The sequence below is a fragment of the Variovorax dokdonensis genome (assembly GCF_030316895.1).
Classification (GTDB): domain Bacteria; phylum Pseudomonadota; class Gammaproteobacteria; order Burkholderiales; family Burkholderiaceae_C; genus Variovorax; species Variovorax dokdonensis.
In genome coordinates this window covers 982,750-1,002,231 of sequence record NZ_JASZYV010000003.1, presented here as the reverse complement: position 1 = coordinate 1,002,231, position 19,482 = coordinate 982,750, and the positions used below count along the sequence as shown (strand labels likewise).

At 62.9% G+C, this 19,482-nt stretch carries 15 protein-coding genes and 1 pseudogene; 5 read left to right on the top strand and 11 right to left on the bottom strand.

Going from position 1 to position 19,482, the window contains the following annotated elements:
- The first annotated feature begins 320 nt into the window (after nt 1-320).
- The 4 genes from QTH91_RS18335 (at nt 321) to QTH91_RS18320 (ending at nt 5,222) form a co-directional block, all read left to right on the top strand.
- Complete coding sequence (locus QTH91_RS18335; protein WP_286661523.1) at nt 321-836, top strand: fimbrial protein; 516 nt, start codon at nt 321-323, stop codon at nt 834-836.
- Between the two features lie 105 nt (nt 837-941).
- A complete protein-coding gene (locus tag QTH91_RS18330) occupies nt 942-3,416 on the top strand; it encodes a fimbria/pilus outer membrane usher protein (protein WP_286661522.1) in 2,475 nt (824 codons plus the stop codon).
- A gap of 76 nt (nt 3,417-3,492) precedes the next feature.
- Nucleotides 3,493-4,185, top strand: coding sequence for a fimbrial biogenesis chaperone (locus QTH91_RS18325; RefSeq protein WP_286661625.1), 693 nt, complete (start codon nt 3,493-3,495; stop codon nt 4,183-4,185).
- Entirely contained in the window at nt 4,182-5,222 is a 1,041-nt protein-coding gene (locus tag QTH91_RS18320; protein ID WP_286661521.1) for a fimbrial protein, read from the top strand. Before QTH91_RS18325 ends, QTH91_RS18320 begins: the two co-directional genes overlap by 4 nt.
- A 54-nt stretch (nt 5,223-5,276) precedes the next feature.
- On the opposite strand, the gene QTH91_RS18315 is transcribed toward QTH91_RS18320, so the two are convergent.
- The 3 genes from QTH91_RS18315 to rpsU form a co-directional block, all read right to left on the bottom strand.
- On the bottom strand, nt 5,277-5,750 hold the full coding sequence (locus QTH91_RS18315; protein WP_286661520.1) for an NUDIX domain-containing protein: 474 nt from the start codon (nt 5,748-5,750) through the stop codon (nt 5,277-5,279).
- Complete coding sequence (locus tag QTH91_RS18310; protein WP_286661519.1) at nt 5,750-6,199, bottom strand: GatB/YqeY domain-containing protein; 450 nt, start codon at nt 6,197-6,199, stop codon at nt 5,750-5,752. The genes QTH91_RS18315 and QTH91_RS18310 overlap by 1 nt, the downstream gene beginning before the upstream one ends.
- Before the next feature lie 99 nt (nt 6,200-6,298).
- Nucleotides 6,299-6,511 (bottom strand): 30S ribosomal protein S21, encoded by a 213-nt coding sequence (gene rpsU, locus QTH91_RS18305; protein WP_007833691.1) that lies wholly within the window; start codon nt 6,509-6,511, stop codon nt 6,299-6,301.
- 210 nt (nt 6,512-6,721) lie between these two features.
- Between rpsU and QTH91_RS18300 the strand changes: the two genes are divergently transcribed.
- Nucleotides 6,722-7,819, top strand: coding sequence for an MBL fold metallo-hydrolase (locus QTH91_RS18300; protein WP_286661518.1), 1,098 nt, complete (start codon nt 6,722-6,724; stop codon nt 7,817-7,819).
- 67 nt (nt 7,820-7,886) lie between these two features.
- Here QTH91_RS18300 and QTH91_RS18295 read toward each other — a convergent pair whose 3' ends face one another.
- From QTH91_RS18295 to QTH91_RS18260, 8 genes and pseudogenes are all read right to left on the bottom strand, one after another.
- Nucleotides 7,887-9,089 (bottom strand): BaiN/RdsA family NAD(P)/FAD-dependent oxidoreductase, encoded by a 1,203-nt coding sequence (locus tag QTH91_RS18295; protein WP_286661517.1) that lies wholly within the window; start codon nt 9,087-9,089, stop codon nt 7,887-7,889.
- Nucleotides 9,086-9,907 carry a uroporphyrinogen-III C-methyltransferase gene (gene cobA, locus QTH91_RS18290; RefSeq protein WP_286661516.1) on the bottom strand — a complete coding sequence of 274 codons (822 nt, stop codon included), beginning with the start codon at nt 9,905-9,907 and terminating at the stop codon, nt 9,086-9,088. The genes QTH91_RS18295 and cobA overlap by 4 nt, the downstream gene beginning before the upstream one ends.
- Nucleotides 9,904-10,872, bottom strand: a complete 969-nt coding sequence (gene ybiB, locus QTH91_RS18285) for a DNA-binding protein YbiB (protein WP_286661515.1) — start codon at nt 10,870-10,872, stop codon at nt 9,904-9,906. Before ybiB ends, cobA begins: the two co-directional genes overlap by 4 nt.
- A gap of 101 nt (nt 10,873-10,973) precedes the next feature.
- Nucleotides 10,974-13,817, bottom strand: a complete 2,844-nt coding sequence (locus QTH91_RS18280) for a nitrate reductase (protein ID WP_286661514.1) — start codon at nt 13,815-13,817, stop codon at nt 10,974-10,976.
- Between the two features lie 32 nt (nt 13,818-13,849).
- Nucleotides 13,850-15,067 (bottom strand): annotated as a pseudogene (locus QTH91_RS18275) (NAD(P)/FAD-dependent oxidoreductase); the annotation flags it as partial.
- Nucleotides 15,068-15,090: 23 nt separating this feature from the next.
- The gene (locus tag QTH91_RS18270) at nt 15,091-16,959 is read right to left on the bottom strand and encodes an ABC transporter ATP-binding protein (protein WP_286661513.1); all 1,869 of its coding nucleotides are present in this window, start codon (nt 16,957-16,959) and stop codon (nt 15,091-15,093) included.
- A 20-nt stretch (nt 16,960-16,979) separates the two neighbouring features.
- Nucleotides 16,980-17,933: an ABC transporter permease gene (locus QTH91_RS18265; RefSeq protein ID WP_286661512.1), complete on the bottom strand. Its 954-nt coding sequence runs from the start codon at nt 17,931-17,933 to the stop codon at nt 16,980-16,982.
- A 28-nt stretch (nt 17,934-17,961) separates the two neighbouring features.
- Nucleotides 17,962-19,335 carry a CmpA/NrtA family ABC transporter substrate-binding protein gene (locus QTH91_RS18260; RefSeq protein WP_286661511.1) on the bottom strand — a complete coding sequence of 458 codons (1,374 nt, stop codon included), beginning with the start codon at nt 19,333-19,335 and terminating at the stop codon, nt 17,962-17,964.
- Between the last annotated feature and the right edge of the window lie 147 nt (nt 19,336-19,482).

Here is a 19,482-nt window from a genome sequence, read left to right as displayed (position 1 = left end):
TGCGGGCGCCGCCGCAGCCACATTGTTAATTGCAATTATTCAGTGAATAAGTGCGTTGGCGAATTGTTGCGTCGCCAGTAACATCGTTTCTATTTCATTCGCCGCGCATGTGCGTTCTAGGTGTCGTCTGAACTTGACAACACAGCTCATAACATTCGCGTGGAATCAGCCGTTTCTTGGGTCAAGTGAGAACTTTCGTAGCAAGGGTTTGTTCGGCATTCTCATAATTTGCATTGCTGATTGCGGATTCGCTGCAAGCAGTTGTTTATTGCCGGTGAAACACTGGCAAATGTAAATTATTCAAACCCAGGGAGTTTTCCATGTCTTTCAAAAAGCTCGCAGTTATTGCTGCTTTTTCGGCGGTTTCCGCTGCTGCTTTTGCCGCTAACCCCGGCGTCATCACCTTCAAGGGTGAAATCGTGACCGGTGCCTGCGGCATCTCCGGCGATACGCTGAACCAAACCGTCAACCTCGGCCAAGTTCCGGCCAACACCTTCAAGGCTGCTGGCGACCGTTCGGAAGTAGTGAACTTCCCGATCATCCTGACCGACTGCGACACCACGACCCAGAAGAACGCCAAGTTCACCTTCACGGGTGCTGCTGCCGACGCGAACGCTGAACTGTTCGGTACGACCGGCAGCGCAAGCGGCGTGGGCATCCGTCTGCAGGCACCGAGCGGCGAAATCCTGAAGAACGGTACCGAGCAATCGAGCAACTTCGTTCTGAGCAACGGCAACAACACCGTCATGTTCGGCGCGATGTACGAGTCGACGGCTGCCAAGGTCACCCCGGGCGTTGCTGACTCGGTCGCGAACTTCACGGTCGCCTACTACTGATCGACTGATCCGTAAGAAAAGAGGAGGGGGCGCGTGCCCCCTCTTTCATTCTCAATGGGTCATGCCCATTGGAAGACGCCTACCTGCGCGCTCTAGAGGCTTCCAATGCATCGGTCTTTCGAATTCAAAAAGTCGTCCCTTTTCATTGCGGTACTGGTGCTATTGAGCCCGGTTACGCATGCCGTCGAATTCAACTCGGCATTTCTGAAGATCGATGGCTCGAATGAGGCAGATTTGTCTCAATTCGCCTATGCTGACTACACGACGCCAGGAAACTATCTGGTGGATGTGGTCGTCAACAACCAATTCTTCGGTCGCCAGACGATTCGGATCGTCGATGGTGACGAGTCGCAGCGAAGCTTGCCGTGTTTCTCACGGGAGTTCGTGAGCGGCCTCGGTCTCACGTCGGAGGTTGTCAAGGCGCTCCAGCCGAAGGGCGCGGACGAATGCATCGATATCCGGAGTATCGATGGCGCCTCGGTCAGGTATGTGAAGGGCAGCGGCACCCTCAAGCTCAGCATCCCTCAGGTCGCGTTCGAATACAGCGACCCCAACTACATCCCTCGCGAACGCTGGAGCAATGGCATCAACGGAGCTGTCCTGGACTATCACGTGATGGCCAGTACCAACAAGCAACGAACCAGCTCAGATTGGACGAACAGCAGTTCATTGCGCAGCTACGGCACGCTCGGTGCCAACTTCGGGGCTTGGCGATTTCGGGGCGACTTCCAGAGTCGGACGAAACTCGGCGGAAGCGGCGGAACTGTGCATAGCGAGGACATGGCCGAGTTCAGCCGGCTGTACGCGTATCGTGCATTTCCGAGTATTCGAGCGACGACATCACTCGGTCAGAACTACCTCAATTCCGACATCTTCGACACGTTCGCTTACACAGGTGCCTCGATCGAGAGCGACCAGCGGATGCTGCCGCCAAGTCTGCGTGGATACGCACCACTGATCACCGGCGTGGCCCGCTCCAACGCAACGGTGACCGTGTCTCAGCAAGGCCGCGTGATCTACGCAACGAAAGTATCTGCAGGAGCGTTTGCGCTTCAGGACGTCAGCGCCAGTGTGCAGGGCGCGCTCGATGTGACGGTGGAAGAGGAAGACGGAACCATTCAGCGCTTTCAGGCATTTGCCGCTGCCGTGCCTTTTCTTGCGCGTCGGGGTGAGCTGCGCTACAAGGCGGCCGTAGGCCGTCCGCGTCTGTTTGGTGGCCGGGGCGTGACGCCCACGGTGACCTTTGCGGAGGCGGCTTACGGTTTGCCAATGGACGCAACGGTCTATGGAGGCGCGATCATGGCGTCGGGCTATTCATCAGCTGCCCTCGGTCTGGGCAAGGATCTTGGCGCTATTGGCGCCATATCCGCAGACGCGACCACGTCACGCGCAACGCTTTGGTGGAATGGTCAAACGCGATCAGGCCAGTCCTATCGCTTGAACTATTCCAAGCGCTTCGAACAGCTGGATACCGATCTGCGCTTCTTTGGCTACCGCTTTTCCGACCGGACATACACCACTTTTTCGCAGTTCAGTGGCGATCCGAATTCCCTTTCGAATGCCGGCAGCCGTCAGCGCGTTTCCTTGACGCTTGCCAAGCGGCTGTTCGACTATTCAACCTTCTTTTCGGTCGACTATGCAAGTTATTGGGACCGGCCGGCAGAGAGTCGCTACGGCGTCACCGTCGCGCGCACGATCGCGTTGGGCAGTCTGAGAAACGTCGGCCTCAACCTTTCTGCGTTTCATACGCGGGGATACGCTGGCAATGGGGCGCAGGTGTACTTCACCGCAACGATTCCGTTGGGCAACGGCCAGGCGGTCACGGCCAACGTCTCGTCCAATAGTCAAGGACACACAGACGTTAACGGCGGCTTCATGGGGGGCGATAGCAATGGCTTCTCCTATGCCGGCTATGGTGGTACCTCATCCGGTAAGCCAATGGCCAGCGGCACTGTACGGAAGATGACGCCCACCTACCAGGTCAGCGCGCAAGCTTCGACGGTATCGAACTCCTATACGTCCGCTTCCGTTCAGCTGGACGGTTCGCTGGTTGCAACCCGATTCGGCGTCATTCCCCATTCAAATGGCTACAACGGCGATACGAGACTTCTCGTCTCGACAGACGGGGTGGCCGAGGTGCCGCTCTTCGGAGGTCAGGCGCGCACGAACGATCGCGGATACGCCGTGATCGGATCGATCTCGCCCTTCAATACCTATGACGCCCGTGTCAACACGAACAAACTGTCACTGCAGACGCAAGTGACGCATCCAGTACAACGTCTGGTTCTGACCGACGGCGCCATTGGATATGTGCATTTCGACGCTGCCGAGGGGCGCAACGTACAGGCAGTCCTCGCCCTGCCGGACGGCAAGCCGCTCCCATTTGGCGCATCTGTTGTGGACCTGAATTCGGGCAAGGAAGTTGGGATTGTGGGAGAGGATGGCCTGACTTATCTCACGCAGATCCAATCGGAAAGCAAGCTGGTCGTTCGCCTGTCTCAACACGCTGATTGCAGCATCGAGAAATTGCCTGACGAGTCTCCGCCCAATGGCGCTCCCGCAACGTTCACTTGCCATTGACCTGAGCTTCCTCACAACGAGAAATTCAATGAACACGAACACATCCTCGGCAAAGACCGCTTTCATACGGACCGCCATGTTCATGGCGCTTTCGCTACCCATGTTTTCGCATGCGGCGGTGGTGCCCGATCGGACTCGCGTCATCTACGACGAGGGCGTCCAGTCCGAAAGCATCACCGTAACCAACAAGAGCCCACAGTTTCCGTTTCTCATTCAGTCCTGGATTGAGGATGCGACAGGCAAGAAGGTTACCGCCCCCTTTGTCGTGCTTCCGCCCCTGCAGCGCGTTGAACCTGGAGAGCGCAATGTCTTGCGTGTCGCTTTGACGCCGTCTTCTGCGTTGCCAAGTGATCGCGAGTCGGTCTTCTATCTGAACATTCGCGAAATCCCGCCGAAGTCCGAGGCGGTCAATGCACTGCAGATCGCCCTTCATTCACGGTTGAAACTCTTCTATCGACCAAAGAGCATCAAACCCGAGCGCGGCACCGACACAACGCTCCCAATGACCATTCGGCACGACGCTGCAGCGGGCCAGCTGGTGTTTGACAATCCGACCCCGTTCCATATTACGGTGGTTGGCTTGGCCGGGGAAGACAAGAAGACGATTCCTCTTGAATCGGTCATGGTCAGCCCCATGAGCCAAGCCCAGGTTCCTTTCAAGACGGCATTGCCGAGCAGACTCAATGTCACACATGTCAACGACTTCGGCGGAGAGACAGAAGTCCCCTACGACTGCGGCGCCGGACAGTGCAGGAGCGCCCAGAAATGATGACCGTGAAGCTGCAAGGATGGGCTAAGCGGGTTCGCAAAGCGCTTGCTATTGGTACTTTTCTGATTCTTGCCGCTATCGGCAGCCAATCGGCGTGGGCCCTTACCTGCCAGACTTACACCAACGAAACGCAGTTCGTCGAACCCATAGGTCGTCTGTCAGTTCCCGATTCGGTGCCAGATGGGTCGATCATCTGGATCTCCCCTACTCGCACCACGTCGGGGACGTGCAAGAAGGCGCAAAACGACTGGACCCTTGGCATCGCTGACCCCATCTCCTTTTACTCGGTGATGGGCAAGAGTCAGGCACTCTATCCGGGCGATCCCAATTCTTGGGGCATCAGTATTTCAATCAAGTTCAACGGGACCGAGTATCCGTTGGAGTGGATGTTTTCCGGTGTGCCCACTGAGTTTGTGCTCCCGCCGTGCTCCCCGACGGACTATGAAGCAGGCAGATGCTTCATCAATGTCAGTATCACCTACCAGATCATCATCCGTAAACATGGCCTGTCGCCGTTCTTGAAGCCGACTCAGGACATGTTTTCGCTGTTCCAGTTCGATGGTGTGCGGGGCATCAACTGTTGTCAGCCAAGCTTTCAGTACGTTCTTTCTGGCCTGTCCAACATTGTTGGGACTTCTTGCAAGGTCGACGTGAAAGTGACGCCGGAGCCTGGGGTTATCGATTTCGGTCCGATACAGTCGACCGGAAGCGGCTTCATGCCGGCGGTGCCAACCCAACCGTTCTCGCTCGCGCTCGAAAAGCAGTGCGCGACGCCCATCAAGATTGGGGGTTACCTGCAGACAAGTCACCCAATCATGAACGGTCTGATTTTGCCGACCCGAGACAGCAACTTCGGCATTCGCATTAACGATGCGAACGGCAGGCAGGTTGCGCTTCAAGAGCCCTTTCCGCTGGTCAACTTCTCGGCGAGTCAATCGAATGCCAGTGTGGAGATGTCAGCCAGCCTGGTTTCACTCGGAGTTCCGAAGGTCGGCCCGTTCACCGCGACGGCGACCATCCTGGTTCTCTACGACTGAGTCCGATCGATGCGCTCAGGCTGATCGCAGATTCCGCCGGGCGCAAAGTGATGGTCAGGGAGCGGTTGTGGCCCATGCGGCCTGGGCCATGCCGATGGCTTGGCGGTAGGGGGCAATGAACTCGTCGAGTTCGTCGCCGGTGGCCAACCAGCGGAAGCGAAAGACCAGGCCATCTTCCTCAGGGCTACCTTCGGCAATGTGCTCGAAGGCATTCGGCAGCTCATGCTCGATACGCATCAGGTACAGATGCCACAGTTGTGGATGCGACGCCTTGTTGCCTTCTACTCCGGCCGGGCATTGGCGCTCCAAGATGCCTAGAGGCTCTAATGGGCCGGTGTAGTCGATGCCCGACTCCTCGAGTAGCTCGCGCCGAACGGCAGCTTCCGGCGACTCGCCGGGTTCGACGGTGCCCTTTGGCAACTGCATGTTGCCGTCACCGGGATGAAAGAAAACAAGCAATCGCCCGAGCCTGTCCACCACGCAGGCGCATGCCTTGAGCACAAGGCCGCCGTCGTCGCCGGGGTTCATCAGTCGCCCGCCAGAGCGGCCTTCACGGCAGCGCTGACGACGCCCATGTCCGCCTTTCCAGCGAGACGGGTCTTGACGGCGCCCATCACCTTGCCCATGTCGCCAGGCCCTTTGGCGCCCATTTCGGTGACGATGGCATTGACCTCGGCAGCGATCTCCTCGGCGCCCATGCGCTGGGGCAGGTAGACCTCAAGTACCTTGATTTCGGCAGCTTCCTTGTCAGCCAGATCCTGGCGACCGCCTTGGGCAAAGGCGGCGACCGAGTCCTTGCGCTGCTTGAGCATCTTGTCGATGACGGCGACCACCATCGCATCGTCGAGTTCGATTCGCTCGTCGACTTCCTTTTGCTTGAGTGCGGCCATCAGTAGGCGAATGGTCGCCAAGCGCTCGGATTCCTTGGCGCGCATGGCGCTCTTCATGTCTTCGTTGATACGTTCCTTGAGGGACATGCGTTTTCCTTGAGCAAAAATGAACAAAGCCGCGGCAGGTGACCCCGGCGCGGCTCAATCGTTGCATTGGCCAATGCCAATGCGACGGAGAAAGGCTCTTTAATAGAGCTTCTTGGGCAATTGCATGCTGCGCACGCGCTTGTAATGGCGCTTGACGGCAGCTGCCTTCTTGCGCTTGCGCTCAGCGGTCGGCTTTTCGTAGAACTCGCGGGCACGCAGGTCGGTGAGGAGGCCCAGCTTCTCGATGGTGCGCTTGAAGCGGCGCAGGGCGACGTCGAAGGGCTCGTTTTCTTTAACGCGGATGGTGGTCATTTAACTCGTCAATGCTTTGATGTAGCCCGGCAAGATCGAGAACCCGGCTGCTGGTTTCCTCAACTCGCTCGCGTCTTCGTTGCTCACGAAGCCGCTCTCGTAACTGGCCGTTGAGAAGGGTGGCCAAAAAATTAGCCCTCAATTATAGCAAGCCTTTGTCGGCAATGGAAGATGGCGGTCCGTCAAGCTCGCCAGCGAAGGTACAGATTCATGAAGCGACTCACCTGTGGCTGTCTGATTCCAGTGTTCACTGCCTTGCTTTCAGGGCAGGCAGGCGCCGAAAGCCCGGATCCGTCGCAGGAGCGACTTACTGCGTCGCCCCAGTTCGAGGCGGAGAACGCGCGCTTCCGGAACATGCCCAACCCCCAGGCTCAGCCAAGTGCTTCAGGTTGGGCCATCTGGTCTCGCTTCCTATTTACCGGCAAGGAGGGCACGGTGCCGGTCGATCCCATCCCTGTGCGGATGCTCGACTCCACCTCGTTGCAGGCGCTGGATGACGTGTCCAACCACATTATTCGCTTGGGACACTCCTCGCACATGCTTAAGCTTCGGGGCAAGTGGTGGCTGATCGATCCGGTGTTCGGACCGCGCGCCTCGCCGCTGACTTGGGCGGGGCCGAAGCGATTTCACCCACCTCCGCTTGGCCTGGCAGACGTGCCGCCGATCGAGGGGCTCATCCTGTCGCACGACCACTACGATCACCTCGATGTGCCCACCATCGAGGCACTCAAGGATCGGGTGCGCCGCTATTTCGTGCCGCTTGGGGTGGGCAAGCGCCTGCGCGAATGGGGCATTCCAGCCGATCAGATCCAGGAGTTCGATTGGTGGGATGAGAGCCAATGGGGTGACGTGACCCTGACGGCCACCCCGTCCCAGCACTTTTCCGGCCGTAGCCTGTGGGACCGTGACAGCACCCTTTGGGCCTCCTGGTCGCTGCGAAGCGGGGAGCAGCACATCTTCTACTCGGGCGACTCGGGATACTTTCCAGGCTTCAAGGAGATCGGGCGTCGATTGCCGCCGATCGATATCGCGCTCATGGAAAACGGGGCCTACGACAGCTACTGGCCCAGCGTGCACATGCGCCCGGAAGAGACAGTCCAGGCTTTTCGCGACTTGGGCGCGCGAACGCTTTATCTGGTTCACAACAGCACCTTCGACCTGGCGTTCCACACCTGGCGAGACCCGTTGGAACGCGTATCGGCGCTCGCGCAGGCTCAAGGCATCGATCTGGCGACGCCGGAGATCGGCGAAGTGCTCACGATTGGCAAGCAGCGAGACAACCGACGCTGGTGGGAGGGACTGCGCTGATGGCCGGCGGACCGTGGAGGCTTCAGCCTCCGTAAAAGTCACCGGCGGAGCGATCCGGGTTCCGGCATCAGAGAGCCTGTGCGCAGGCGTCCGCGCTGGCCCAGGCCCACTGGAAGTTGTAGCCGCCCAGCCAGCCGGTCACATCGACCACCTCGCCGATGAAATACAAGCCCGGCTGCTTCGACTCCATCGTCTGCGACGACAGATCTCGGGTGTCGATGCCGCCAGCTGTCACCTCGGCCTTCTTGTAGCCCTCGGTGCCGGTGGGCGTGATCTGCCAGCGACCGATGCGCTCGGCCAGTTGCACGAGGGCGCGGTCGGCCACCTCATTGACAGGGCGAGCAAGCCCCGCATCCTGCGCGACCCACGCATTGGCCAGTCGCGCCGGCATCCATTGCGCCAATTCGTTGGCCACCTGCTTGCGCGATCGGTTCTTGGCTTCGCGAAGGCGCTCCTCCATGGCCACCTCCGGCGCAAAGTCGACGACCAAAGGAGCGCCGGCCTGCCAATAGGAAGAAATCTGAAGCACCGCCGGCCCGGAAAGACCGCGATGCGTGAAGAGCAAGTCTTCGTTGAAGCTCATCCGCGACTTGCCTGTGCCAGTCGAGATGGTCACGGGCAGGGCGAGGCCCGCGAGCTCAGCGTAGGGCGACCAGGCCTCGCCGCCAAATGTGAGTGGCACCAGAGCCGGGCGCGGTTCCACGACGCGCAGGCCGAATTGCTTGCCCAGCCTGAAGCCGAAGTCGGTCGCACCGATCTGCGGAATCGACAAACCTCCCGTCGCGACCACGAGCTTGGCCGCACGCAAAGTTCCGCGCGAGGAGTCGAGCACGTAGGCTCCTCCCTCGTGTCGTACAGCCAGCACGCTGCAAGGCTGCCAGTGCAGCACGCCGGCGCGCTCGCATTCGGAGATCAGCATGTCGATCAACTGCTGCGAAGGTCCGTCGCAGAACAACTGGCCCTTGTGCTTTTCGTGCCAGGCGATGCCGTGGCGCTCCACCAAGTCGATGAAATGCTGGGGCGTGAAGCGGGCCAGTGCGGAGCGGCAGAAGTGCGGGTTGCCGCCGACGAAGTGCCTTTGCGGCGCGCGCGGATCGAGGTCGCGATTGGTGAAGTTGGCTCGCCCGCCTCCAGAGATTCGGATCTTTTCGGCCACGCGGGAGTTGTGGTCGACCAGAAGCACCTTCAGGCCGCGCTGACCGGCCCTGGCGGCGCAGAAGAGCCCGGCTGCACCCGCGCCAATGACGATGACGTCGAAGTCGGCGCTCAAGCCACGCGGGACGCTTGTGCGCCGTCGGGTTGGGCCTTGCCCTTCTCGTCTGTCGCCATCGCGGCGGCCATGCCCTTGAGCACATCGCCCACGACGATCACGGCCGGGCTGCCAAGTCCGGAGTTGGCCAGGATCTCGTGCAGTCGGCCAAGCGTGCCCACGACGTGGCGCTGTTCGCGCAACGTCGCATGCTGCACCACGGCCACCGGCGTTTCGCCGGGCAGTGCACTCAGCAAGCCATGCTGGATGTGAGCGGCGCCCGCCATGCCCATGTAGACGACAAGCGTCAGGCGCGCATCGCGAGCGGCTGCAGCCAGCGCAAGCCAATCGGTCGAATGGGCATCTGGAGCATCGGCCTTGGCATGTCCGGTCACGAAGACGACGCCTTGCGCCCGGTCTCGATGGGTGAGCGGCACGTTCAGCGCGGTGACCGCAGCCAGGCCGGAGGTGATGCCATTGACGACGCGCGCCTCGATGCCCGCAGCCCGCAAGTGCTCCACCTCCTCGCCGCCGCGACCGAAGATGAACGGGTCACCGCCTTTGAGCCGCACCACATGCTCGCCTTCACGCACCGCCGCAATCATCAGCTTCTCGATGAATGCCTGCGGCGTGCTCTTGCAGCCGCCCCGTTTGCCGACATGCACGATTCGGGCGTCGGGCCGAGCGTGCGAAAGCACTTCGTCGTTCACCAGGTCGTCCACCAGCAGCACCGTGGCAGCCCTGATCGCCTTGACGGCCTTGAGGGTGAGCAGTTCGGGGTCGCCAGGGCCGGCACCCACCAGGGTGCAAGTGCCTTGCAGGGATGGGATGGCATTCATGGGTCGAGGGCCATGGTCGCGGCCAGTTGAGGTTGAGATGCTTCGGCGCTGTCGCGCCCCGCTTCGATCAGTGCGCAAAGCCGCGCGACGTGCTCGATCTGGCGAGCGATGGCAAGCGGAACCGGCAGTCGACCATCGAGCACATCCTGGGTGTAGCGGGCGGTCGTGTCTGCGTCGATGGCTTCCGGCAGGCCGGGCACTTCGTCGAGCGTGCCCGCGGCCTGGGCCTGAAGCTCGATGCGCTGCCCATGCACGTAGCCATCCACCTGCGCGGTGCGGCGCGGATCGGCCGCGCTCTCGCCCTCCAGGCCGCGCGAGAGCAGGGCATGCATGTCCAGCAGCGCAAAGGTCTGATTCATCGAATCCAGGTACGCCGGATGCGTGTAGCTCGACAGGACGAGGTTGCCACCAAGCGCCGGCTGCATCAGCTTGACCACGCTGTGAGCCGGATTGCGCAGGCCCACCACCTGGCGCACGGCCAGCAGCCGCTTGAGGCCGGGGCTGAGTACGCCCGTATCGACATGAACAAGCTCGCCGGCACGCAATGCCTGAACGTCCAGTGCGGCCGCGATGCCCATCGCCTCCAGCACCGATGACGAGGTGACGCGCCGCGTTTCGGTCTGGGTACCGTGCAACAGCACGGCGTGTCCCTCGCGGGCCAGCAGGCAGCCGAGCAGCGGCGTGAGCACGGGCAGCTTGCGAGCACCGTTGTAGCTGGGCAGAACCACTGTCAACCGGCCAGATGAAAACCGTGCCATGCGCTCATGGGTGGCGTCGAGAAACCCGGCCATCTCGGCGGGCGTCTCGCCCTTGATCCGCATGGCCAGACAGAAGGCGCCGATCTCCAGGTCGGTCACCGTCCCGTCGAGCACCTGTCCGAAGAGGTCACGCGCCTGGTCGCGGTCGAGCGACCGTGCCCCGCGGGCACCGCGTCCGATTTCCTTGATGTAGTGGCTGATACCCATGAGTGGTCCTGGCTGCCCCCGATTGTCCAGCAAGCCTTATGCCGAATCGCCCAGGTTCTTATGCCCGCGCACGGCATGCGGAAATTGCGGAGGGCCGACTTTCACGATGGCGCCGCCACGGTGACTTCGCTGGCACGCAGCATCCGGCGAAGTTCAGGCACACAGGAGCCGCAACTGGTGCCGCAACGCAGTTGGCACTGCAGGTCGGCCAAGCGTTCGTCTTCGCTCCCGCGCGGCGCATCGGCGCGACCCAATACGTTGACGATGGCGGTCTCGGACACATCCAGGCAGTTGCACACCACTTTGCCGCGGGCGCTGACGCCGCTGGGCGCGCGGCTGCTCGACCGCAGCAACTGGCGTCCGAAGGCCTGAGCTGGCAACTGGTCTTGCACCAGGGTGCGAATCCAGGATTCAGCGCGCGTGTCACCGGCCAGAAGAACGGCGCGCAGGCGACCGTCGCCCATCTTGCTGTCATTCAACCGCAGGGCACGCCGCTGGCCGCGCCCGGCGTCGGCATAGCGCATCGATTCGGGGGCATCCAGCCCCAACAGTGCTTCGATCTCGTCGAGCAACCGTGAGGTTACGGGCTCGCGGTGCGCCGCACGCAGCAAGACGCCGCTCCAAGCCGCGTCTGACGCGCCAAGCGCTACGCCGTCGGCAGCAAAGGGCACGCAGGTGGCGAACTGAAACTGCGTCATCTTGCTTCGCAGAAGATGCAGGATTTGCAATGCGCTGGACGACGGCAGCAGTGCCATGGCCAACAGGGTCCATGGCAGCCGCGCGGCGGCGACTTGCACGGCTGCGTGCTTGAGCTCGGGCTGCTTCGAATCCGGACAGAAGGCGTTGTTGGTCAGCGCATTGACACCGCCCAGCGCCGCACCCTCTGGCCCCTGGCCGCCGACGATCTCGCTGCCCCAGTGCATGGCTGAGAACACTTGTCCGGGCGTGAGATCGGCGCAGCCTTCTACTGGCAGCACGATGGCACCGCGCCGGGAAGAGACGCGCACGAGGTCGCCGTCGCTCAGTTGCCGTTTGCCCATGTCCTGCGGATGCATTTGCAGCGCCGGCTCCGGCACGTGACCGAACAGTCGCCCCAGGGTGCCGGTGCGGCTGGTGCCGTGCCATTGGTCGCGCAAGCGGCCCGTATTGAGCCACAGCGGATGTTCGGCATCCGGTGTTTCCGCGGTCGGTGCGTAGACGGCGTCGACGAAGCGCGCCTTGCCATCCGGGGTGGGAAAGATCCCGTCTTCGTACAGTCGGCTGCAGCCTTCGAGTGCGCCCTCAGGCATGGGCCACTGCTGTGGGCCCTGCGCGTCGAGCTGGGCCCAGTCAAGGCCGGTGATGTCCAGATCGCGCCCGCGCGTCGACTCGCGGTGCTCGAGCCAGATGGCCTCTGCGCCGGCTGCATTGTCAAGCGCGTAGGGAAAGAGGGAACGTCCGTCGTTCGTGCGCCGCGGCAACCGAGTCTCCAGCCGCCGCGCCACATCGACCACGACCGACCAGTCGTGCCGCGCCGCCCCGGGCGCCGGCACCGCCGGGCGGACGCGCGAGATGCGGCGCTCGCTGTTGGTGACGGTGCCGATCTTTTCGCCCCAGGTGGTCGCCGGCAGCAGCACATCGGCAAATGCGCAGGTGGCGGTGGTCGAGAAAGCCTCCTGAACCACCACGAACTCGCAGCGATCCAAGGCACGTCGCACCGTCGCCTGGTCCGGCATGGATTGGGCCGGATTGGTGCAGGCGATCCACAGCGCGCGGATTTCGCCGTCGGCGGCGGCCTGGAACATCTCGACCGCCGTCTTGCCGGGCCGCTCAGGAACCGACGGCACACCCCAGAGCGCAGCGACCTCGGCGCGATGACCGGCGTTGGCCAGGTCCCGATGCGCCGACAGCAGATTCGCAAGTCCGCCCACTTCCCGCCCGCCCATCGCATTGGGCTGTCCCGTGAGTGAGAAGGGGCCGGCGCCGGGGCGGCCGATCTGGCCGGTCGCCAGATGCAGGTTGATCAGCGCCGCGTTTTTGGCGGTACCGGAGGAGGACTGGTTCAGCCCCTGGCAATAGAGGCTCAGCGTGGCGCGAGAGGTGGCAAAAAGCCGCGCGGCGCGCACCAACTGCTCAAGCGTGATGCCGCAAGTGGCGGCTGCCTGCTCGGGCGTGCAGTCGCGAACGCGCTCGCGCAGTGCCTCGAAGCCGCGCGTGTGTTCGGCGATGAAGCGGGGATTCGTCCAGCCTTCACGCAACATGACGTGCAGCATGCCGTTGAACAGCATCACGTCGGTGCCGGGCCGCAGAGGCAGGTACAGGTCGGCGATCTCCGCCGTGTCGGTGCGTCGCGGGTCGGCGACGATGATCTTCATGTCGGGCCGGGCGCGCTTTGCATCCTCGATGCGCCGGAACAAGACCGGATGGGCCCACGCCGCGTTGCTGCCCCCGAAGAACAGGCAGTCGGCGTGGTTGACGTCGTCATAGCAGGTTGGCGGCGCATCCGCTCCCAGCGTCTTCTTGTAGCCTGCAACCGCACTGCTCATGCACAGCCGCGAGTTCGTGTCGATGTTGTTGGTGCCGACAAGGCCCTTGGCGAGTTTGTTGAAGACGTAGTAGTCCTCGGTGAGCAATTGGCCCGAGACGTAGAAGCCCACGGCATCCGGTCCGTGCTGGTCGATGACGCTCGCAAAGCGCTCGGCGACGTCGTCCAGGGCGCCTTCCCATGTGGTGATCGTCGGCGGCATGCCACGCGCGACGCGGCGCATGGGCTGCAGCAGGCGAGTCTGCAGCGTCACCTCGGCGGTTGCCGTGAGGTGAAGCGTCGAGCCCTTGGTGCACAGCCGTCCGAAGTTCGCCGGATGAGCCGGATCGCCGCGAACGCCAGTGATTTGTCCGCCCGCGCTTTCGATGATGACGCCGCAGCCGACGCCGCAGTAGGGGCAGGTCGATTTCGTCTCGGTCATGTCGCTGCCTCCGCATGCGGCGATGTGTCTCTGCCGAACATGAGCGAGTCCCGCAGGCCGGCCACGCTGCGCCCCTCGCGAAGCAACTGGAAATACCAGGTGCCATCGGCCGTGTCGCCATAGAGGCAGGCGCCCACCAGCTTGTCGCCACGGATCACCAACTTCTTGTACACGCCGTCCAACGGATCGTTCAGCACGATCTCCTCGGCGTCGCCGCCGCCCATGAAGTCGCCGGCGGAGAACAGCTCGATGCCCGTCACCTTGAGTTTGGTCGAGGTGACCGAACCGGCATAGCGTCCGATGCCGTACTCGGCCAGGTGATTGGCGGCCACCTGCGCCTGCTCGTAAAGCGGCGCCACGAGGCCATAGGCCACGCCGCGGTGCTGCGCGCATTCGCCCACGGCGTAGATGCGCGCATCGGTCACGGTCTGCAGTGTGTCGTTGACGACGACGCCATGCTCCACGTGAAGGCGCATCGCGTGTGCCAGCTCGACCTCGGGGCGGATGCCAGCGGCCATGACCACAAGGTCGGCGGCGATCTCGTCGCCGTTGGCCATGCGCGCGGCGCAAACGCGCGCGCTGTCGGTGCCCAGCAGGGCTTCGGTCTGGGCTTGCATGCGAAACGCAATGCCGCGTTGCTCCAGCTCGGTGCGCAGCAGCGTTGCGGCGGCACGGTCGAGCTGTCGCTCCATCAGCCAGGCTCCCCGATGAACGACCGTCACCTGCATGCCACGCCGCATCAGGCCATTGGCGGCCTCCAGGCCCAGCAGGCCACCGCCAATGACAACGGCACGCTGGTGCGTGCGCGCGGCGTCGATCATGCATTCGGTGTCCGCAATGTCCCGATATCCGATGACGCCGGACAGATCGTTGCCTGGAATCGGCAGGATGACCGGGCGCGAACCCGTGCACAGCAGGAGCCGGTCATACGTGGCCTCTGTGCCGTCGTCGGCCCGCACGACGCGTCGGCGGCGGTCCACCGACACCACCTTGCGTCCTGAATGCAAGGTGATGCCGTTCTTCTCGTACCAGTCCCAGCCGCTCAGCACGATGTCGTCCAGGGTTTGCTCGCCGGCCAGCACGGGCGACAGAAGAATGCGGTTGTAGTGCGGATGTGGCTCGGCGCCAAAGACGGTGATGTCGTAGCGTCCCGGTGCAATGCGCAGCAGCTCCTGCAGCGTGCGCACGCCGGCCATGCCGTTGCCGATCATGACCAGGCGCGGCCGGCCCTGTTCCTTCGCGCTGTGCATCGTGGAATCCTCGTGCAGGTCGGTCAATGCTGATGGCCACAGGCCGCCAGGAATCCGATCAGCTCCTCGCGCAACTCGTAGTAGCGCGGGTGGGCCAGCAGCGCTTCGCGCGTGCGAGGGCGGGGCAGCGGCACGTCCATGATGTTGCCGATGCGGGCGCGCGGGCCGTTGCTCATCATCACAACACGGTCTGCCAGCAGGATGGCCTCGTCCACATCGTGCGTGACCATGATCGCGGTGACGCGGTTGCGGGCCCACACTTCCATCAGCACTTCCTGCAGTTCCCAGCGGGTGAGCGCGTCCAGCATGCCGAACGGTTCGTCCAGCAACAGCAGCTTGGGCTGCAGCGCAAAGGCCCTGGCGATGCCCACGCGCTGCTTCATGCCATTGGACAGTTCGCTGGCGCGCTTGTGCATCGCGTCGCCCAAGCCCACGCGCTGCAGGTAGTAGCCGACGGCGTCGCGCCGCTCGCCATCACTGACGTGGGGGAAGACGCGCGCCACGCCAAGCATCACGTTGTCGAAGGCGCTCAACCACGGAACCAGGCTGGGAGACTGGAACACCAGGCCCCGATCGGGGCCCGCGTCGCGTACTTCACGGCCGTCGAGCACGATCACACCGTCGCTGAGATCGGTGAGTCCTGCCATCATCGAAAGCACCGTGCTCTTGCCGCAGCCCGAATGGCCGATCAACGAGACGAATTCGCCCTTGGCCATGCGCAGATCGAAGCCATCGACCACGGTCTGCGGGCCTTGAGGGGTGGGATAGGTCTTGACCACATTGGAGAACTCGACGAATCGCTCGTCGCCATGCCGCGCCTCCAGCGTTGGTGCCCCGGGCCGCAGCGCGGGCCCTGTCGCCTGCTGCGCCTGTTGCTCGATGCGCTCGACCAGCGCGGCGTGCCGCATCCGCAGGACGCGAGGCAGCGCGGGGCGCTGTGCCGGGGCATTCACCGCGCGCGGTACCAGCGTCGGCAGCGCGATGACCTGGCCGCTGCCCTGGTGCTGGCGCTCGTGCGAAAGCGTCAGGAGGGTCTGCGTGATCTCGGCGCGCAGTTGTTGAAAGCGTCGATCATGATTCATGGCCGAGCGCTCGCGCGGCCTTTGCAAGTCGATGTCGAAGCTGCGGCCCAGTGTCGCGCCGGCGCCGCCCTTGGTCGGCAGGGTCAGGGTGATGACGCGGTCGGCCATCATCAGCGCTTCGTCCACATCGTTCGTGATGAGAAGCACTGTCTTGCGCTGCGCCGGGTCTTCGCCCCAGATGCGCACGATCTCGTCCTGCAGTTGGGCGCGGGTCAGCGCATCCAGAGCGGACAATGGCTCGTCCATCAGCAGCACGTCGGGGTCGGTGGCGAGGGCTCTGGCGACGCTCACGCGCTGGCGCATCCCGCCGGAAAGCTGGGCAGGTTTCTTGTCGATGGCGGCGCTCAGGCCCACCATCGCCACGTAGCGCTGAACCAGCGCGGCGCGCTCGTTCGCTGCGAGGTGAGATGCGACGCGATCCACCGCCAGTGCAACGTTTTCGCGCACCGTGAGCCATGGCATGAGTGAGTAGCTCTGAAAGACGACGCCGCGATCCGGCCCGGGGCCTTGGATCTGCTCGCCGCGTTTGAGGACCTCGCCGCGGTCGGCGTCGGCAAGGCCAGCCAGCAGGTTGACCAGGGTCGTTTTGCCGCTTCCGGAGAAGCCGACGATGGCGACGAATTCACCTGGAGCGATGCGCAGGTTCAGGTCCGAGAGAACTTCGGTGCGTGCGTTGCCGCGCCCGAAGCCCTTGTGCACGCCGCGAAGCTCCAGCGCGGCAGTTGCTGGCACGACCGACAGTGTCGAAGCGTGGTTCGCTTCATCGCCACGCGCTTCAAGCAGCGAAGTGGTTCGCAGGGCCAGTTCCATGTCGTTCCCCACTTCACGCTTCAGCGATGCGTCACCAGCTGCTGCAGCAGCTGCATGGCGCGGTCGAGTGCAAAGCCGATCAGGCCGATGGTGAACACCGCCACCATGATGCGACCCAGCGAATCGGAGCTTCCATTCTGGAACTCGTCCCAGACGAACTTGCCCAGGCCCGGGTTCTGCGCAAGCATCTCTGCCGCGATGAGCACCATCCAGCCAACGCCCAGCGACAGGCGCATGCCGGTGAAGATGTAGGGCAGGGCGGAGGGCAGAATGATCTTGCTCACTCGCGTGGCCAAGGGCAGCTGGAGCACCCGGCCCACATTCACCAGCTCCTTGTCGACCGAGGTCACGCCGATCGCGGTGTTGATCAGCGTGGGCCACAGCGAGCACAGCGTGACCGTGATGGCAGAGATGAGAAAGCTCTTCTCGAACATCGGTTCGCCCTGGCTGACATACAGCGCGCTCACGACGAGCGTGACGATGGGCAGCCAGGCCAATGGCGACACGGGCCTGAAGATCTGCACCAGCGGGTTGATGGCGGCCTGCACGACGCGCGACGCGCCGGCCATGATGCCCAGCGGCACGGCGATCAGCGTGCCGAGCAGGAAGCCGGTGAACACCGTCAGTAGGCTGGTGCGGATCTGGTCGAAGTACGTGGCCTTGCCCGTGTACTGGCGATGGCGTGGCTGGTAGGCGGGGTCTTCGGCCAGGCGCTGCGCGTTGCGCTTGTCCTGGCGCTCGTAGAACTCGACGGCGCGCTGGCGCTCTGCCAGGTGTTCGCTCCAAAGTCCTTGCGCCTGTTCGACGACGGCCTGTGGGCCTGGCACGGCGCCGAGGCTGGTCTGAATGCGTGCTGCCACGGCAGACCACAACACAAGAAACAGCACCAGTGCGGCCAGCGGCGCGCCGACGTTGAGGAGCAGCTTGCGGCCGTCCATGCGGATGGGCAACAGGCGTTGCATCAATGCGGTCATGACGATGTCCTTCGTATCGAGCCCGGGCTCAGAGCTTGTCGCCGGCCTTCAGGCCGATGGGGAACTTGGCGAGGTAGTCATTGGGCTTGCGGCCGTCGTAGACGATGCCGTCGATGAAGCCGTCCTGCGGCCCCTTGAAGCCATCGGTCTTCGGGAAATCGGCTTCCTTGGCCTTGCCTTCGGTGATCAGCGCGCGCGCGGCCGTCATGTACACATCGGGGCGGTAGACCTGACGGGCGGTTTCCAGATACCAGTTGTCCGGCTTGTCCTGGCCGATCTGACCCCAACGGCGCATCTGCGTCAGATACCAGACCGCGTCGCTGTAGAAAGGGTAGGTGGCGAAGTCCTTGAAGAAGACATTGAAGGCTGGCGCGGGGCGCTTGTCCCCTTTCTCGTACTCGAAAGTGCCGGTCATGCTGTTGGCGATGACCGCCTCGTCGGCCCCCACATAGGCGCTGCCGCTGAGAATCTTCACCGCCTCGGCACGGTTCTTGGGACTGGCATCGAGCCACATGCAGGCGCGAATCAGTGCCTTCACCACGGCCACGTGGGTCTTGGGATTCTTTTCGGCCCATCCACGCGTGACGCCGAACACTTTCTCCGGGTTGTTGCGCCAGATGTCGTAGTCGGTGATGACCGGTACGCCGACGCCCTTGAATACGGCTTGCTGATTCCAGGGTTCGCCAACGCAGTAGCCGTTGATGGTGCCGGCTTCCATGGTGGCGGGCATCTGTGGCGGCGGTGTCACCGACAGCAGTACATCGGCCTTGGCGGTGCCGGTGATGTCGCCTTCGGTGTAGTAGCCGGGGTTGAGTCCGCCGGCAGCGAGCCAATAGCGCAGTTCGTAGTTGTGCGTGGATACCGGGAACACCATGCCCATCTTGAAAGGCTTGCCTTGCGACTTCCACTTGTCCACGACCTTCTTGAGCGCGTCGGCCTTGATGGGGTGCTTGACCTTGCCGGCCTCGGTGGGCAGCAGCGGCTTCATCTGTTCCCAGACCGCGTTCGAGACCGTGATGGCGTTGCCGTTGAGGTCCATGCTGAAGGCGGTCACGATGTCGGCCTTGGTGCCGAAGCCGATGCTGGCGCCCAGAGGTTGGCCTGCCAGCATGTGTGCGCCGTCGAGCTGGCCGTCGATCACGCGGTCGAGCAGCACTTTCCAATTCGCCTGAGCTTCGAGGGTCACGGCAAGGTCTTCGTCTTCAAAGAAGCCCTTCTCATAGGCAATGACCAGTGGCGCGCAGTCGGTCAGCTTGATAAAGCCGAATTTCAGCGTGTCTTTCTCGACGCCGCCTTTGGCGGCAAAGGCGCGGGGCAGGCCGAGGACGGTGCTGCCGGCCAGGGCGGCAGCACCGCCGAGCCATTGGCGGCGGCGAAGCGTGCGGGAAGAGGACTGAGGCATCGTGGACTCCAGACAAACCAAAGAAAGAAAACAAAAAAGGCGTCCTCGATCCGCGTTCGCCGTGCTGCACTGAAGCAGCGGCGAATGCATTCGAGGACGCCTTTGTCCTGGTCGGCTGAACGCCTTCCGTCATTGGACTGCGTTGCC